The organism is Burkholderia sp. AU33545 (genome assembly GCF_020419685.1).
Classification (GTDB): Bacteria; Pseudomonadota; Gammaproteobacteria; order Burkholderiales; family Burkholderiaceae; genus Burkholderia; species Burkholderia diffusa.
In genome coordinates, this window is the sequence record NZ_JAIZRQ010000005.1 from 75,747 (window position 1) to 91,433 (window position 15,687).

Sequence of the window (15,687 nt, forward strand, 5' to 3'; positions counted from 1 at the left end):
TACCGATCCAGGGCTTTGATGCACTAGCTGCAACCACCGCTGTTGCCGGAATACTGATAGCCCTGAATAAAGCCGCCAGGCCCGATCGCGAGGTCAATGTCGCAGTTGAAATTCATCGGCACATATTGCGTCGGCGTTGATGTGCCGGTGTAGCTGAACGGCGTCGAGCCGACCGTGCCGAACCCACTGTTTCGCCAGAATGACGTAAGCGGCATCAGCCCGGATTGCTGGCGGCCCCAATGCACGATCTTCATGCCCGCCGCTTCCCGTTCGCCGGCCGGGTAGCCAAGCACCTGGACAGCGGTCGACACTGGCTGATTGCGTAAAGCCCTTTTTCCATCTGGCCGAAAGAAGCGCATCCCGACAACTCGCACGTAAGCGCGCAGAGGCCTGCAATTCGTTTCATCGGCTTACCCGTTTCGTTGTTGTGGGCGGGCGCATTCTAGGGTGCGACGCTGCCGCCGACGAGCCGCGCTCTAGTTGTGTCAAGGACGGCTGTACTCATCGTACAGAATTGCTTGACAAAACCAATTTGTTGCATTTTATTTCCATGCTGGCCTATACTGAGCCCGTCGACGCACACAACGTTGACCGGGTTTAGCAGCCCGAATGCATGCGGCGGTCAACCGCTCGCGATAGCGGTTTTTCTTCGTCTGTACTTCGCGCCTTCTATGGGCGGCGATGGTGGGGAGGCTTCGGCCTGCCGGGTTCCGTATGCCCCGGTCTGCTAACCCTGTCATCGTCGCCCACCCCTGTTTAGCAGCGGGGTGGCGCACGCGCATACGGAGCTCACCATGAACGCCAACGTTCAATCTCTTGCTTTCCCTATTGGTAGTATTCCTGATCAAGTGACGGTGTCGTCGCATGACCTTGCGGCTATCTACGCGCTGCAGGGCGAACTCCGTACGTGCATCTTTGCGCTTCGTGGCGCGTTCGCTCAGCACGTCGACCTCGACACGATACCTAGCGCTTCATGGTTTTGGCAGCGGGCCGAAGCAGCGACCGGCGAGCTCGATGCAGCGATTACCAAGGCTATCGGCCTGGACTGAAAACCGGCGCGCCCCGTCGAACGAAGCGGGGCGCTGTCTGTGGCGATCGACATCGAAGGAGGTGCATGTGCCGTACGTACCGAAGACCACCAAGGCCGGCGCTGTCACGCTGACTGGCCGCGATGTGGTGCTGAGCGAGAATCTGCTTGACCTGCTCGCGGATCGAATTGCGAGCCGCGTTGCCGCGCAGCTGCGCGAGCGAGCTCCAACTCCGCCGGCAACGTGTCGTCAGTGCCCGCCGGATGTCATTGCGCCGTCGACGCCTACGCTTCGTCCTGACAGGCTGTACCGCATCGCTGAGGCATCGAAGACGCTCGGCGTCTGCAAGGCGACCGTCTACAACTTGGCGCGCGACGGCCGGCTTGAACTCGTGAAGATTGGCGCGCGGGCCAGTGGGGTGACGGGCGCGAGCCTTATCGCGTTGATCGAGCAGAAGCGGATGCCGTGATGGAAGCCGCTGCCCTGCTCGACGCGGGTAAAGCCAAATCGCGCGGGTAGGGGCAAAATCGCGATACTGTACGGGCGCACATTCATGGAGGGGGCTATGCCTAGCGTGACCGACTATATCGGAGCCGTGACAGGTGCCGTGGGCATGGTTGCCGGCATCTATAGCCTGATACGAACGCACAAAATCAAGTCGCTCGACCTGCGGCTCGAGCTGCGAACGATCGTCGCTGACGTTCACCTCGCGCTCGCTACCGCACGCGGTCTGCTCACGTTGGGTGATCGTTCGCGGCAACGCGTGTTGGCCGCACGAGGGTTGGGAGGCTCCGGAGCGATGGTGGCCTGGCGCCAGGCGGTCGAAGGCGATCGGGCCGAACTGGACCGGCTGGCCGCTGCGGCGCGCAGCGAGAATGCGGACTTTACCGCGCTGTCTCAGGAGCAGCTCGAATCCGAGGTCGTCGCCGCGCGAAAGGCGCGGGGCCGACTGACCGAACTCGTCGAGAAGTACCGAGCGGCCTACGCGGAGGATGACGAGATGCGGCGGGAGATCCGGCAGGATGCCCGTGACGCGGTCAACCGACTGCGCGGGCACGGCTAGCCCGACCAAATTCGGTTGCGCCGACGCGCCGCCGGCTAGTTAGAAGGATATCTCGGGCGGTTCCGGCCGGCGTAACGCAAATTGATCGCGATTCTCAAAGAGCCACGTCCATCCTTTGTCCGTGAACGTGTATGCGTCGTACTGCTCGTGAACTTGCTCGTCATAGAGCGACACTGTCTGGATGAGTTCTTTCTCCCTAAGGGCACGCATTCCGAGCGTCGCAGCGAGTTTCGTGTATCCGGCGTTTTCCATATCGTTGCGAATGCGATACGGGGATACGCCGTCGTTATCATCAGATAGGTTCTCACCGATCGTCACGAGCACCATAATTTCGTAAGGCTCGAGCCCCTCGACGCCCTTCAGGCGGGTGCCACCGCTAGCGCTGAGCACGACGTTCTCTTTCGCAAGATATGCCTCCAGCTTTTCCTTAATCGCCCCTTCCAACTGGTCGAAGTCTCGCCTTGATCCGGTCGCGTACTTGATGATGGACCGGTGCTGGACGTCGAACGGAAACTTTGTGGTGCGCTCGTTCGAGCACACCATGACGACCTGCTTGAACGATGCGAACGCGAACCCGAGCTCGAACCAGACGTTTGGATTGTCGAGACTGATGTCGGCTAGGCAGATCGCAGACTCGCGAATACCGTCTTCAATGTTTTGGATTGGGACGGCCGCGCTGGGGTCGCGGTCAACCCGATAGGGTTCCAAGCCGGCGGCTTGGATGGCAGGCGCGAAGGTGTCTTCGAAGCGGCGGTCGAACACGCCATTGTCGAACGGTTGAATCACAAAGCAGCGGGACATCTGGTCTCCATTTTACGCTGATGTAATTCCGTACATTTTACGTACGAAAAGAAAAAGGGCCTAGGTCTGAAAACCTAAGCCCTTGATCTTTAAGGAATTCTTTGGTGGGCGGTACTGGGATCGAACCAGTGACCCCTGCCGTGTGAAGGCAGTGCTCTACCGCTGAGCTAACCGCCCAAAGAAGCTGAAATTATGTCAGAGCTTTTCGGGTTCGTAAAGCACTTTCTTCAAATATTTTTCAGGCCGGTGCAAACAGTTCGTCAGCCGGCCGTCGACGGCTCGACGAGATCGAGGATCGAGCCGTCGCGCTTGAGCGTCGCGAGCACGATGCTCGAATTGATCGACATCACACCTGTCGCGCGGTGCAGGCGGTTGATCACGAAGTCGGAATAGTGGTCGAGGTCGCGCGCCCGAACCGTCAGCACGTAGTTCGAGCCGCCCGTCACGATCTGCGCGGCGATGACTTCCGGCCACTGCTGGATCGCCTCCACGAACCGGTCGTGCCATTCGGGTACGTCCGGCCGCATCGACACATGCACGAGCGCCTCGAATGCGACGCCGACCTTCTTCGGCTCGATCGTGCAGCGGTAGCCCGAAATGACGCCGCGTTCCTCGAGCAACTTCACGCGCCGCAGGCACGCCGACGGCGACAGCGCGACCGCGTTCGCGAGGTCCTGATTGCTGATGCGTCCGTCCCGCTCGAGATGCCGGAGGATTCGCATGTCGGTTCGATCCAGATTCATTTCGCAGAATCCCGTAATTTTTGAGATGACAAGCGCAGACTCTACTGCAATGGCGGCGATTCGTCATCGAAAAGTGAAGCTCATTCTATTTCGTCCTCGATAACATGCGCCCCATGCCTCGACCGCACGGCCTGACGCGCTGTCACGCCGCCGGCCGTATCGCCGCCTTCAACTCTTACCGTCATTGCGTCATGTACGAACACATTCCCGCCTATCCGGGCGACCCGATCCTGTCGCTGTTCCAGGCGTTCCAGCAGGATGCCCATCCGCACAAGGTCAACCTCAGCATCGGTCTCTACTACGACGACGCGGGCCGCATCCCCGTGCTGGAGAGCACGCGTCTCGCGGCCGAGCGCGTGCGCGAAGCCGGTGCGCCGCATACCTACCTGCCGATGGAAGGGCTTGCCGCGTATCGGCAGGGCGTGCAGCGCCTCGTGTTCGGCGCCGACTGCGCGGCGCTCGCGCAAGGGCGCGTCGCGACGCTGCAGACGCTCGGCGGCTCGGGCGCGCTGCGGCTCGGCGCGGAGTTCGTGAAGCGCTATTTCCCCGACAGCGCGATCTGGGTCAGCGATCCGACGTGGGACAACCATCGCGTGATCTTCGCGGCGGCCGGCCTCGACGTGCACACGTATCCGTATTACGACGCAGCGCGCAACGACCTGCGCGTCGACGCGATGCTCGCGGCGCTCGACGCGCTGCCCGCGCGCAGCATCGTGCTGCTGCAGCCGTGCTGCCACAACCCGACGGGCCTCGATCTCGGCCGCAACGCGTGGAACGCGGTGATCGATGTGCTCGCGCGCCGCGGACTGATTCCGTTCCTCGACATGGCGTACCAGGGCTTCGGCGACGGGCTCGACGACGACGCATGGGCCGTGCGCGCGATCGTCGAGGCGGGACTGCCGGCGATCGTCAGCAACTCGTTCTCGAAGAACTTCTCGCTGTACGGCGAGCGCGTCGGGGGCCTGTCGATCGTCTGCGCGAGCGCGGACGAAGCGGCGACGGTGCTGAGCCAGTTGCAGGCCGGCGTGCGCCGCACCTATTCGAGCCCGCCGCTGTTCGGCGCGCAGCTCGTGTCGGCCGTGCTGAACGACGACGTCCTGCGTGCGTGCTGGGAAGACGAGGTGGCCCAGGTGCGCACGCGCATCAAGCGGATGCGCGGCGCGCTGAAGGCGCGGCTCGACGCGCGCCTGCCGGCGCCCGCGTTCGATGCGCTCGTCACGCAGCGCGGCATGTTCAGCTACACGGGCATCGCCGCGGGCGACGTGGACCGGCTGCGCGCGTCACACGGCGTCTACCTGCTGCGCTCGGGCCGCATGTGCATCGCGGGCCTGAACGACGCGAACGTCGACCACGTCGCGAACGCGATCGCCGACGTGCTCGGCGGCACGTCGCGTCAGGCCGCTTGAGCGGCCGATCCCGAACCGAAGGAGGACACGATGGCAGACACCATCCCCGTCGACTTGCCCCAGCTCGCGCAGCCGTTCTCGTGGGCGACCCGCGCAGGCGGGCTGATGTTTACCGGCCATGGGCCGGTCGATGCGTCCGGCGCGATCGCCGGCGACACGATGGCCGAGCAGGCGCGCATCACGCTCGGCAATCTCGCGAAGGCCGTCGCGGCGGCGGGCGCGACGATGGACGACGTCGCGCAGGTGCTCGTCTACCTGTCCGACGTGAAGGCGATGCCCGAATTCGATGCCGAATACCGGCGCCACTTCCACGAACCGTACCCGAACCGCACGTGCGTGGGCGTGCAGGGCTTCGCGCACCCGGACATGCGCGTCGAACTCGTCGCGTACGTCGCGCTGCCGGCGGCACGCGGCTAGCCGGCACGCGACTTCGCGACGATTGCAGCACCCACGATTACCGACAAGCACCAACCCCCCCGACGAACATCAAATATTCAGACAAGGATGGAGACGAAGAAGATGAGTATCAATCGATTCGCACTACCGACGATAGCGGGCCTGCTCGCCGCAAGCGGCGCGATGGCGCAGAGCAGCGTGACGCTGTACGGCATCGTCGATCAGAGCATTCGCTATACGACGCATGCGAACGCGTCGAACGACGCGAGTGTGCAGATGACCAACGGCGCGATCACCAACAGCCGCTGGGGCCTGAAGGGCAGCGAAGCGCTCGGCGGCGGGCTGAAGGCGATCTTCCAGCTCGAGAGCGGCTTCGAGCCGCAGAACGGGCAACTCGACGGCGCGCTGTTCGGCCGCTATGCGTATGTCGGCCTGGCGAGCGACTGGGGCACCGTGAGGCTCGGCCGGCAGGCGACCGAGGCGTTCAACCTGTTCGGCGATCTCGATCCGCTGACGGTCGGCAACTACACGGCCAACATGTGGCCGTACTTCCTCACGCAGGGCCGCGCGAGCAACGTGGTCAGCTACGACGGCACGTTCGGCGGGCTGAACGTCGGCGCGAGTTACGGCTTCGGCGGCGTCGCGGGCAGCCTCGGCGCGAATGCGTACTGGGGTACGCACGTGTCGTACACGCTCGGCGGGCTCATGGTCGGCGCGACCTACCAGCAGGTGCGCGACCTGAACAGCCGTGCGCAGCAGGCATGGGGCGCGGGCGCGCGCTACGCGTTCGGCGCGGCGACGCTGTACGCGGGCTATCTCGGCGGCATCGATCGCACGGGCATGCTCGACCGGCAACTGCTGAACGCGCCGGGCCGCGACGTGACCTACGGTTCGTTCGCCGACAATCCGCGCCGCGACGCGATCTTCTATACCGGTGCGAGCGTGAAGGTCACGCCAGCGGTGTCGGTGACCGGCGTCGCGTACTACGACGACATCCGCAACGTCAACGGCATCGCAGGTAACGGCGGCAAGCGCTATACGGGCGTGCTGGAGGCCGAGTACGCTCTGTCGAAGGCCACGCAGGTCTACGCGACGGTCGACTACAACCGCGTGACCGGCGGCGCGTTCACCGAAATGCCCGGACGCGGCAACCAGACGGGTATCGCGGCCGGCTTGCGCCACATGTTCTGAGCACGCGGCGCGCGGTGGCCGGTGCGGTCCGGCACCGGTCCGTGCGCCGTCGACGTTTCGACCGGACACACGCTTTCGAACGAGGTCATTCGATGCAACCAGAAGGGCAATTCCAGCACATCGCGGCGCGCGAGCAGGGTCTGCGCCGCACGCTTTCCGCACGGCAGATGGCGATGATCGCGATCGGCGGTGCGATCGGCACGGGTCTCTTTCTCGGCAGCGGGTTCGCGATCGGCTTTGCCGGCCCGAGCGTGCTCGTCAGCTACGCGATCGGCGCGTTCATCTCGCTGTTGCTGATGGGCTGTCTCGCGGAGATGACGGTCGCGCACCCGACCTCCGGGTCGTTCGGCGCGTACGCCGAACATTACGTGAGCCCGTGGGCCGGGTTCCTCGTGCGCTATGCGTACTGGGCGTGCATCGTGCTCGCGGTCGGCACCGAAGTCACCGCGATCGCGCTGTACATGAAGTACTGGTTCCCGGGCGTGCCGGGCTGGCTGTGGATCGTCGGCTTCTCGGCGCTGCTCGTGTTCGTCAACGCGCGCAGCGTCGACGTGTTCGGCGCGGTCGAATACGGCTTCTCGGTCGTGAAGATCGCGGCGATCGTCGGCTTCATCGTGCTGGGCGCATACGTCGTGTTCGGTAATCCGGCGCTGGTCGGCGACGGCGCGGCCGGCGCGGGCTTCCACCATTACACCGAGCATGGCGGCTTCTTCCCGAAGGGGATGTGGGGGATGTGGGTCGCGGTGATCGTGTCGATCTTCAGCTACCTGAGCATCGAGATGATCGCGGTCGCGGCGGGCGAGGCGGAAGATCCCGAGCGCGCGGTGACGCGCGCGTTCCGCTCGACGATCGTGCGGCTCGTGCTGTTCTACCTGGTCACGCTCGCGCTGATGCTCGCGATCGTGCCGTGGACGGCGGCGGGTCGCGACGAGAGCCCGTTCGTGAAGGTGATGGAGGCGATCCACCTGCCGGGAGCGGCCGGGCTGATCAACTTCGTCGTACTGATCGCCGCGCTGTCCGCGATGAACAGCCAGCTCTACATCACGACGCGGATGATGTTCAGCCTGTCGCGCGCGGGTCACGCGCCGAAGGCGCTCGGCGAGGTGAACGCGCGCGGCGTGCCGTTCGGCGCGCTGATGCTCTCGACGCTTGGCATCGCGCTCGCGACGGTCCTGAGCGTGCTGTATCCGGACGCGTCGTTCACGATCATGATGTCGGTGTCGATGTTCGGCGCGCTGTTCACGTGGATGATGATCTTCGTCACGCATTACTGCTTCCGGCGGCGTCGCGCGGCGCTCGGCCTGCCGGCGCCCGCGTTCCGGATGCGCGGCTTTCCGCTGCTGACGCTGCTCGGCGCCGCGCTGATGCTCGCGGTGATGGTGACGACCTACTTCACGGCCGAATTCCACATGACGCTGATCTTCGGCATTCCGTTCCTTTTCGCGCTGTCCGTCGTGTACGCGGTGTGGTATCGGCGCGCACAGCCGGTGCTGCAGCCGGAAGCTAAGTAGCGCAGGAGTGCCGGCGCCTGCTCAGCCCGCGAGCGCGGGCAGCGCGTCGATCGACGCGCGCACGTAGTCGGCGAAGCGCAGCGCGACCGGTTCGGCGGTGCCGCTGCGCTTCAACTCCAGCGTGCGCGATTCGAGCGACGCATCCTTCAGCGGCCGGAACACGAGCCGGTCGCTCTTCACCTGCTGCAGCACGCGCGGCACGAGCGCGATGCCCATCCCGAATTCGATCATCGACAGGATCGTCTGCCACAGCCGCGCCTCATGACGGATCAGCGGGCTGAATCCCGCGTTCACGCATTGCGCGATGATCAGGTCGTGATAGTGCGGCGCCGCGTCGCGCGGAAACAGGATGAACGGTTCCGCGGCCAGCGCGGCGAGTGTGACCTGCCGGCGCCGCGCGAGCGGATGCGCGGCCGGCAGGCAGCACACGAACGGTTCGGCGTAGACGGGCGCCGATTCGACCTCGGGCGGGCAGTGGCCCCAGTGCGCGTAGCCGAGATCGATCTGGCCGCGCTGGATCGCCTGCACCTGCGCCTGCGTGTTCATCTCGCTCAGCACGATCTCGACGCTCGGATAGTCGGCCTCGAAGCGCCGCACGGCATCGGGCAGCCCGCGATACAGCATCGAATGGACGAAGCCGATCCGCAGCCGGCCGGCGAGACCGGACGCCGAGCGCACCGTGAGACGCTCGGCCTCGGCCGCCTGCAGCAGCAGCCGGCGCGCTTCGCCGAGCAGCACGGCGCCCGCGTTGGTCAGTGCGACCGTCTTGTTGGTGCGGGAAAAAAGCTGCACGCCGAGCGCATCCTCGAACTTGCGGATGTCGAAGCTCAGCGCCGGCTGCGAGATGAACAGGCGCTTCGCCGCGCGCCCGAAATGCAGTTCCTCGGCGACCGCCACGAAGTAGCGCAACTGCCTCAGTTCCATGGTGTCTCCTCCCCGCGTCGGCATCGATAAGCGTCGTCTATCGTACCGGATAAATCCTGTATTGGACGCTTATCGATCGCGCGCCTACGCTCTGCTGAACGTCTGGCACCCGCCGGCCGCGCCGCCACGGCGCGGGCACCGGCCGGCAGCCGGGCCACCATGGAGACGCATGCATGAACGACACCGCTCGCACGCCGGACACCGGCGCGGCCAACAACATCCCCGATAGCCGGGGCATCAATTTCTTCACGGCCGATCCCGACCTCGGCGCGTTGCTGAAGCTGCATCTCGGCGCGACCCGATACGCGGAACTCGAACCGCAACTGCACGCGCTCGGCGCGCGCGTGTCGGGCGAACTCGACGCGTGGGCGTCGCGCGCGGACAAGCATCCGCCCCTGCTCGAGCATCGCAACCGGCGCGGCGAAGCCGTGCAGCGGATCGACAAGGATCCCGCGTATGTCGCGCTCGAACGGGTCGCCTATTCGGAACTCGGGCTCGCGGCGCTGAGCCACCAGCCCGAGGCGGTGGCGCCGCTCGTCAAGTACGCGCTGACGTTCCTGTTCGTGCAGGCGGAATTCGGGCTGTGCTGCCCGGTCAGCATGACCGATTCGCTGACGCGCACGCTGCGCCGTTTCGGGGATCGGGCGCTCGTCGAGCAGTATCTGCCGATGCTCGCGTCGCGCGATTTCGACACGCTGTTCCAGGGCGCGATGTTCATGACCGAGCAGGCAGCCGGTTCCGACGTCGGCCGCATCGCGACGCGCGCGGTGCGCGAAACCGACGCGCAGGGCGGGGCGGTGTGGCGCCTGTACGGCGACAAGTGGTTCTGCTCGAACGCGGACGCCGACCTGGCGATGGTGCTCGCGCGGCCCGACGGCGCGCCGGACGGCATCAAGGGCCTCGCGTTGTTCCTGTTGCCGAAGACGCTGCCGGACGGCTCGCGCAACCGCTATCGGATCGTACGACTGAAGGACAAGCTCGGCAGCCGTTCGATGGCGAGCGGCGAGATCGCGCTCGAAGGCGCGCAGGCTTACCTGATCGGCGAGATCGGCCGCGGTTTCCACCAGATGGCCGACATGATCAACATGTCGCGGCTGTCGAACGGCGTGCGCGCGGCCGGACTGATGCGGCGCGCGCTGAACGAGGCGCTGCACGTCGCCGCGCATCGCGAGGCGTTCGGCCGCAAGCTGATCGAGATGCCGCTGATGCAGCGTCAGCTGATGAAGATGCTGCTGCCCGCCGAGGCCGCGCGCGCGATGTTCATGCAGATCGCGATGCTGCTGCCGCAGGCCGACGCGGGCGACGAGCAGGCTGCACGCTGCGTGCGCATCCTGACGCCGCTGATCAAGTTCCGCGCGTGCCGCGATGCGCGTCGCGTGACGGGCGACGCAATGGAGGTGCGCGGCGGCACCGGCTACATCGAGGAATGGAGCGATGCGCGTCTCGTGCGCGACGCGCATCTCGGCTCGATCTGGGAAGGCACCAGCAACATCGTGGCGCTCGACGTCGCGCGCGCCGCGCAGCGCGAGCAGGCGCTCGACGCGCTGCGCACGTTCCTCGGCGACCGGCTCGGCGCGGCGCCGCTGCCCGACGCGAGCCGCGCGGCGCTGCGGCGCATTCTCGTGCGCGCGTGCGATGCGCTCGCACGGGTTGCGGCTGAAGGCGACGACGCTCGCGTGCGGCAGGCTGCGTCGGCGCTTTACTACGCGAGCGCGGCCGTGCTGATGGCGTGCGAGGGCGCACAGCTCGCACCCGATTACCGGCGCCTCGCGCTCGCACACTTGATCGTGCGTCACAAGCTGCTGCCGGTCGACCCGCTCGCACCGGCGTCGCGCGACGACGAAGCGGCGGCGTTCGACGCGCTGCTGCGCGGCACGACGGTGCCGCTCGACATGGCGCTCGACCTGCTGCCGGAGGTCGAACGATGAGCGCGACGGAAGCGATGAACGCGCCGCGCGGCGCACTTGACGGCCTGAAGATAGTCGACTTGAGCCGCGTGCTCGGCGGTCCGTACTGCACGCAGGCGCTCGCCGATCACGGCGCGACGGTGATCAAGATCGAGCCGCCGGGCGGCGACGAGACGCGCGGCTGGGGGCCGCCGTTCCTCGGCGACACCGCGTGGTACTTCATGGGCGTGAACCGCAACAAGGAAGGGCTCGCGCTCGACCTGTCCCGCGACGAAGGGCGCGCGATCCTGTGGCGCCTGCTGGAGGACGCCGACGTGCTCGTCGAGAACTTCAAGCCAGGCACGCTCGCGCGCTGGGGGATGGACTATGCGCGCGACCTGCAGCCGCGTTTCCCGCGCCTGATCCACTGCGCGGTGACGGGCTTCGGCGAGGATGGGCCGCTCGGCGGGTTGCCCGGCTACGACGCGGTGATCCAGGCGATGGCCGGGCTGATGAGCGTCAATGGCGAGCGCGACGGCGACGCGATGCGCATCGGGTTGCCGATCGTCGACATGGTCACGGGGCTCAACGCGCTTGCCGGCATCCTGCTGGCGCTCGCGGAGCGCGAGAAGAGCGGGCTGGGGCAGTCGATCGACATCGCGCTGTACGACTGCGGCGTGTCGCTGCTGCATCCGCACCTGCCGAACTTCTTCGGATCGGGACGCGTGCCCGAGCGCAGCGGCAACGCGCATCCGAACATCGCGCCGTACGACAGCTACCGCACGGCGACGGTGCCGATCTTTCTCGCGGTCGGCAACGACCGGCAGTTCGCGCGCCTCGTCGCGTATCTCGGCGCGCCGGCGCTCGCGGGCGATCCGCGCTTCGCCGACAACCGCAGCCGCTGCGCGCACCGGCTCGAGCTGAAGGTCGAGCTCGAGGCACGGCTCGCCGCCCATCCGTGCGAGCCGCTGGCGCGCGACCTGATGGCGGCGGGCGTACCGTGCGGGCCGGTGCGCACGGTCGCCGATGTCGCGCGCGACCCGCATGCGCTGCACCGCGCGTTGTTCGTCGAGATCGGCGCATATCGCGGCACCGCCTCGCCGGTGAAGCTGTCGCGCACGCCGGCGACCTATCGTTCGCCGCCACCCGCGCTCGGCCGCGACACGCGCGCGGTGCTCGACCGCCTCGGCGTCGATCCCGCGCTCCAGCAGCAACTGCTCGACGCCGGCGTGCTGAAGGTCGCGCCGGACCCGGCGTGACCGGCCGGGTGGTGCTCGCACGCGAGCATCCTCGGCCGACGCATCGCAGGGAAAAGCAGCGCAACGCAAGGCAACTCAAAGCGCAGTAAAGCACCACCGCCAGCCGGCGGCGCAAGGCCGGCCATCCGGCAAGGCGCGCGACAGTCGCGCCGCCGATCACGAACATGGAGACATCGATGAGCCGTCCGCAATCCCCATCCGCCGCGCAGCCGCGGCCTGGCCGTGCCGCCCTCGCGGCGTTCGTCGGCACCACGATCGAGTGGTACGACTTCTACATCTACGGCACGGCCGCGGCGCTCGTGTTCGGCAAGGTGTTCTTTTCCCGCACGATGGATCCGGGCGTCGCGACGCTGCTCGCGTTCGTCACCTTCTGGGCCGGCTTCGCGGCGCGGCCGCTCGGCGGCATCGTGTTCGGGCATCTCGGCGACCGCGTCGGCCGCAAGACGGCGCTCGTGATCACGCTGGTGATGATGGGGCTCGCGACGACGGGCATCGGCCTGTTGCCCGGCTATGCGTCGATCGGCGTGTGGGCGCCCGCGGGCCTCGTCGTGCTGCGCGTGCTGCAGGGCATCGCGGTCGGCGGCGAGTGGGGCGGCGCGGTGCTGATCGCGAGCGAGAATGCGCCGAAGCATCGCAGCATCCTCTATGCGGCGTTCGCGCAGCAGGGCTCGCCCACCGGCAACCTGCTCGCCACCGCCGCGTTCTTCGCGCTGAGCGCGCTGCCGACGCCGTCGTTCCTGATGTGGGGCTGGCGCATTCCGTTCCTTCTGTCGGCCGTGCTCGTGATCATCGGCATGGTGATCCGGCTGCGGCTCGAGGAGTCGATCGACATGCAGCGCGTGCTCGCGCGCAAGCGCACGGTGAAGCTGCCGCTGCGCGACGTCGTGCGCGACCACTGGCCCGTCGTGCTGCTCGCGGCCGGCACGCTGCCGGTGATCAACGTCACGTATTTCCGCAGCACGTTCGCGCTGTCGTGGGCGACGAAGGAGCTCGGCTACGCGCAGGGCACGTTCCTCGGCATCCTGTCGATCTCGCTCGTCGTGCAGTTCCTGATGCAGCCGGTCGGCGCGTGGTTCGTGTCGAAGGTCGACATGCGGCGCGCGATGTGCTGGATCCTGATCCCCGAGATCGTGCTGATGCCCGTGATGTTCCATGCGCTCGCGACGCGTTCGTACTGGGTCGCCGTCGCGGGCATGTGCATCTCGACGATTCCGTCGGCGATGTTCTACGGCGCGGTCGGCGGCGTGCTCGCGCGCGTGTTTCCGGCCAATATCCGCTATACGGGCCTGTCTCTCGCGTATCAGTTGAGCGCGCTCGTCGTCGGCGGCGGCACGCCGGTGCTCGCGCAGGCGATCCTCAATGCGACGGGCAGCATCGTCGGCGTCGCGATCGCATCGGGGCTGTACGCGCTCGTGTCGCTCGCGTGCATGCTGGCGCTGCTGAATCGCACCGGGTATCGCGCGGACGAGCTGTCGAGCGCCGAGCGCAGCGATGCGGCGGAATGGGGCACCGAAGGCGCGAGCGCTGAAAGTCCGGCCGGCGAGACCGCGCAGGCGGGCGACCGCGGTGCGTTGAAACCGGCGGGTTGAATCCGCCGGGCCGGCGTGACGTGCCGATTCGGCGGCAGCGAACGCGCCGGCCGGATCGCATCGACCCGATTCCGCCCTCCCAAAAGCAAACGGCACCGTGCGATACACGGTGCCGTTTGCTTTGCTTCTCGTCGCTGCCGGTGCGACCGGCCTGCGCGATTCGCGGTGCTTCAGCCTTCCGTCGGCGGCACGTAGCCGGACGCCTGGTCCGCGCCGTCGCCGAAGAAGTACTTCTCGGTCTGCTTCATCAGGTACTGGCGCGCGCGCGGGTCGGCCATGTTCAGGCGGTTTTCGTTGATCAGCATCGTCTGCTGCTTCAGCCAGCCTTGCCACGCTTCCTTCGAGACGCTCTCGTAAATGCGCTTGCCGAGTTCGCCCGGCAGCGGCGGGAAATCGAGGCCTTCGGCTTCCTTGCCGAGCTTCGCGCATTGGATCATTCGAGCCATCGTGTACTTCTCCTGTAATCGGTGTCTGGGGGGAAGGGCAGTCGTGCCTGCGCTCAGAGCTGCTTCATCAGCACGAGCGACTTGCGCTGCCAGTTATAGAGTTTGCGACGGTCTTCCGGCAGGTCGTCGACGCTGACCTTCACGAAGCCGCGCTTGAGGAACCAGTGCTCGGTGCGCGTCGTGAGCACGAAGATGTGCGTGAGGCCGCGCGCGCGGGCGCGCTGCTCGATGCGCTTGAGCAGGCGTTCGCCGTCGCCCGAGCCCTGTGCTTCCGGCGCGACCGTCAGGCACGCCATCTCGCCGATCTTCTCCTGCTGGTACGGGTACAGCGCCGCGCAGCCGAACAGCACGCCATCGTGCTCGATCACCGAGAAGTGGTCGATGTCGCGTTCGATCTGGTGGCGGCCGCGCCGCACCAGCGTGCCGTCCGACTCGAGCGGCTCGATCAGCGACAGGATGCCGCCGACGTCGTCCGGCGTCGCTTCGCGCAGGCTCTCGAGGTTCTCGTACGAGATCATCGTGCCGACGCCGTCGTGCAGGAACAGTTCGAGCAGCATGCTGCCGTCGAGCGACTGCGGAATCAGGTGGGCGCGGGTCACGCCGCCGCGGCATGCGCGGATCGAGTGCTTCAGGAAGAACGCATCGTCGCCCTGGATGTTGCCGGAATCGAGCAGCTCGGCGGCCGCGTCGAGCGACATTTCGCGGATCAGCCCGCCTTCGTCGTCGACGATGCCGGGCGCTTCGGTCAGGAAGATGATCTTGTCGGCGCGCAGCGCGATCGCGGCGGCCGACGCGACGTCTTCCATCGACAGGTTGAACGCCTCGCCGGTCGGCGAGAAGCCGAGCGGCGACAGCAGCACGAGCTTGCGGCTCGCGAGCGAATGACGGATCGATTCGGCGTCGATCTTGCGCACGATGCCCGTGTGCGCGAAATCGACCCCGTCGAGAATCCCCACTGGCCGTGCGGTCACGAAGTTGCCGGACACGACGCTGATGTGCGCGTGCGCCATCGGCGAGTTCGGCAGCCCCTGGCTGATCGCGGCCTCGATGTCGAGACGCACTTCGCCGGCCGCTTCCTTCGCGGATTCGAGCGCGCGCGCATCGGTGATGCGCAGCCCGTGCGAAAACTCGGATTCGACACCGTGCAGGCTCAGCTGCTCCTCGACCTGCGGCCGCGAGCCGTGCACGAGCACGATCTGGATGCCCATCGCCTGCAAGAGCGCGATGTCGGACACGAGCGCGTTCAGCAGCCCCTGCTGCACCACCTCGCCGCCGAACCCCACGACGAACGTGCTGTTGCGGAACTTGTGGATATAGGGCGCGACGGAGCGCATCCAGTCGACGAACTGCGCGTGGCTGGCGGCCGAATCGTCGGCGGCCGGCGGCGTCGCGGCGCCGGTCTGGGCGGGTGGGAGGTCGGTTTGGGAATTCATGGGCGGGATTA

Annotated in this window: 16 protein-coding genes and 1 tRNA gene; 10 read left to right on the forward strand and 7 right to left on the reverse strand. The window is 66.7% G+C overall.

What is annotated here, in order from left to right; genetic code table 11:
* Positions 1 to 23: 23 nt before the first annotated feature.
* The gene (locus LGM71_RS17805) at positions 24 to 311 is read right to left on the reverse strand and encodes a hypothetical protein (protein ID WP_226115643.1); all 288 of its coding nucleotides are present in this window, start codon (positions 309 to 311) and stop codon (positions 24 to 26) included.
* A 483-nt stretch (positions 312 to 794) separates the two neighbouring features.
* Between LGM71_RS17805 and LGM71_RS17810 the strand changes: the two genes are divergently transcribed.
* From LGM71_RS17810 to LGM71_RS17820, 3 genes are all read left to right on the forward strand, one after another.
* Positions 795 to 1,049, forward strand: a complete 255-nt coding sequence (locus LGM71_RS17810; RefSeq protein WP_155644525.1) for a hypothetical protein — start codon at positions 795 to 797, stop codon at positions 1,047 to 1,049.
* Positions 1,015 to 1,497 carry a helix-turn-helix transcriptional regulator gene (locus tag LGM71_RS17815; protein WP_226115645.1) on the forward strand — a complete coding sequence of 161 codons (483 nt, stop codon included), beginning with the start codon at positions 1,015 to 1,017 and terminating at the stop codon, positions 1,495 to 1,497. The genes LGM71_RS17810 and LGM71_RS17815 overlap by 35 nt, the downstream gene beginning before the upstream one ends.
* A 105-nt stretch (positions 1,498 to 1,602) precedes the next feature.
* Positions 1,603 to 2,091, forward strand: coding sequence for a hypothetical protein (locus LGM71_RS17820; RefSeq protein ID WP_226115651.1), 489 nt, complete (start codon positions 1,603 to 1,605; stop codon positions 2,089 to 2,091).
* Between the two features lie 39 nt (positions 2,092 to 2,130).
* Here the strand turns inward: LGM71_RS17820 and LGM71_RS17825 are convergent, their stop codons facing one another.
* The 3 genes from LGM71_RS17825 to LGM71_RS17835 all read right to left on the reverse strand — a co-directional run bounded on the left by LGM71_RS17825 (position 2,131) and on the right by LGM71_RS17835 (position 3,635).
* The gene (locus LGM71_RS17825; RefSeq protein ID WP_226115652.1) at positions 2,131 to 2,892 is read right to left on the reverse strand and encodes a nucleoside 2-deoxyribosyltransferase; all 762 of its coding nucleotides are present in this window, start codon (positions 2,890 to 2,892) and stop codon (positions 2,131 to 2,133) included.
* A gap of 102 nt (positions 2,893 to 2,994) precedes the next feature.
* Positions 2,995 to 3,069 (reverse strand) — tRNA-Val (locus LGM71_RS17830).
* A gap of 83 nt (positions 3,070 to 3,152) precedes the next feature.
* Positions 3,153 to 3,635 carry an Lrp/AsnC family transcriptional regulator gene (locus LGM71_RS17835; protein ID WP_124622276.1) on the reverse strand — a complete coding sequence of 161 codons (483 nt, stop codon included), beginning with the start codon at positions 3,633 to 3,635 and terminating at the stop codon, positions 3,153 to 3,155.
* Between the two features lie 191 nt (positions 3,636 to 3,826).
* Here LGM71_RS17835 and LGM71_RS17840 point away from each other — a divergent pair, with 191 nt between their 5' ends.
* The 4 genes from LGM71_RS17840 to LGM71_RS17855 all read left to right on the forward strand — a co-directional run bounded on the left by LGM71_RS17840 (position 3,827) and on the right by LGM71_RS17855 (position 8,139).
* Positions 3,827 to 5,041 (forward strand): amino acid aminotransferase, encoded by a 1,215-nt coding sequence (locus LGM71_RS17840; RefSeq protein WP_226115655.1) that lies wholly within the window; start codon positions 3,827 to 3,829, stop codon positions 5,039 to 5,041.
* 30 nt (positions 5,042 to 5,071) lie between these two features.
* Positions 5,072 to 5,458, forward strand: coding sequence for a RidA family protein (locus LGM71_RS17845; RefSeq protein WP_124622277.1), 387 nt, complete (start codon positions 5,072 to 5,074; stop codon positions 5,456 to 5,458).
* A gap of 102 nt (positions 5,459 to 5,560) precedes the next feature.
* Complete coding sequence (locus LGM71_RS17850) at positions 5,561 to 6,628, forward strand: porin (protein WP_226115657.1); 1,068 nt, start codon at positions 5,561 to 5,563, stop codon at positions 6,626 to 6,628.
* A 92-nt stretch (positions 6,629 to 6,720) separates the two neighbouring features.
* Positions 6,721 to 8,139 carry an amino acid permease gene (locus LGM71_RS17855; RefSeq protein ID WP_059608434.1) on the forward strand — a complete coding sequence of 473 codons (1,419 nt, stop codon included), beginning with the start codon at positions 6,721 to 6,723 and terminating at the stop codon, positions 8,137 to 8,139.
* 21 nt (positions 8,140 to 8,160) lie between these two features.
* On the opposite strand, the gene LGM71_RS17860 is transcribed toward LGM71_RS17855, so the two are convergent.
* A complete protein-coding gene (locus LGM71_RS17860; RefSeq protein WP_059608433.1) occupies positions 8,161 to 9,063 on the reverse strand; it encodes a LysR family transcriptional regulator in 903 nt (300 codons plus the stop codon).
* A 173-nt stretch (positions 9,064 to 9,236) separates the two neighbouring features.
* Between LGM71_RS17860 and LGM71_RS17865 the strand changes: the two genes are divergently transcribed.
* From LGM71_RS17865 to LGM71_RS17875, 3 genes are all read left to right on the forward strand, one after another.
* Entirely contained in the window at positions 9,237 to 10,991 is a 1,755-nt protein-coding gene (locus tag LGM71_RS17865; RefSeq protein WP_226115662.1) for an acyl-CoA dehydrogenase family protein, read from the forward strand.
* A gap of 14 nt (positions 10,992 to 11,005) precedes the next feature.
* Complete coding sequence (locus LGM71_RS17870) at positions 11,006 to 12,208, forward strand: CaiB/BaiF CoA transferase family protein (RefSeq protein ID WP_124622679.1); 1,203 nt, start codon at positions 11,006 to 11,008, stop codon at positions 12,206 to 12,208.
* Between the two features lie 176 nt (positions 12,209 to 12,384).
* Positions 12,385 to 13,797, forward strand: coding sequence for an MFS transporter (locus LGM71_RS17875; RefSeq protein ID WP_174909925.1), 1,413 nt, complete (start codon positions 12,385 to 12,387; stop codon positions 13,795 to 13,797).
* 170 nt (positions 13,798 to 13,967) lie between these two features.
* Here LGM71_RS17875 and LGM71_RS17880 read toward each other — a convergent pair whose 3' ends face one another.
* Positions 13,968 to 14,243 (reverse strand): oxidative damage protection protein, encoded by a 276-nt coding sequence (locus LGM71_RS17880; protein ID WP_006478357.1) that lies wholly within the window; start codon positions 14,241 to 14,243, stop codon positions 13,968 to 13,970.
* Positions 14,244 to 14,296: 53 nt separating this feature from the next.
* Entirely contained in the window at positions 14,297 to 15,676 is a 1,380-nt protein-coding gene (gene argA, locus LGM71_RS17885) for an amino-acid N-acetyltransferase (RefSeq protein ID WP_044847668.1), read from the reverse strand.
* Positions 15,677 to 15,687 lie beyond the last annotated feature (11 nt).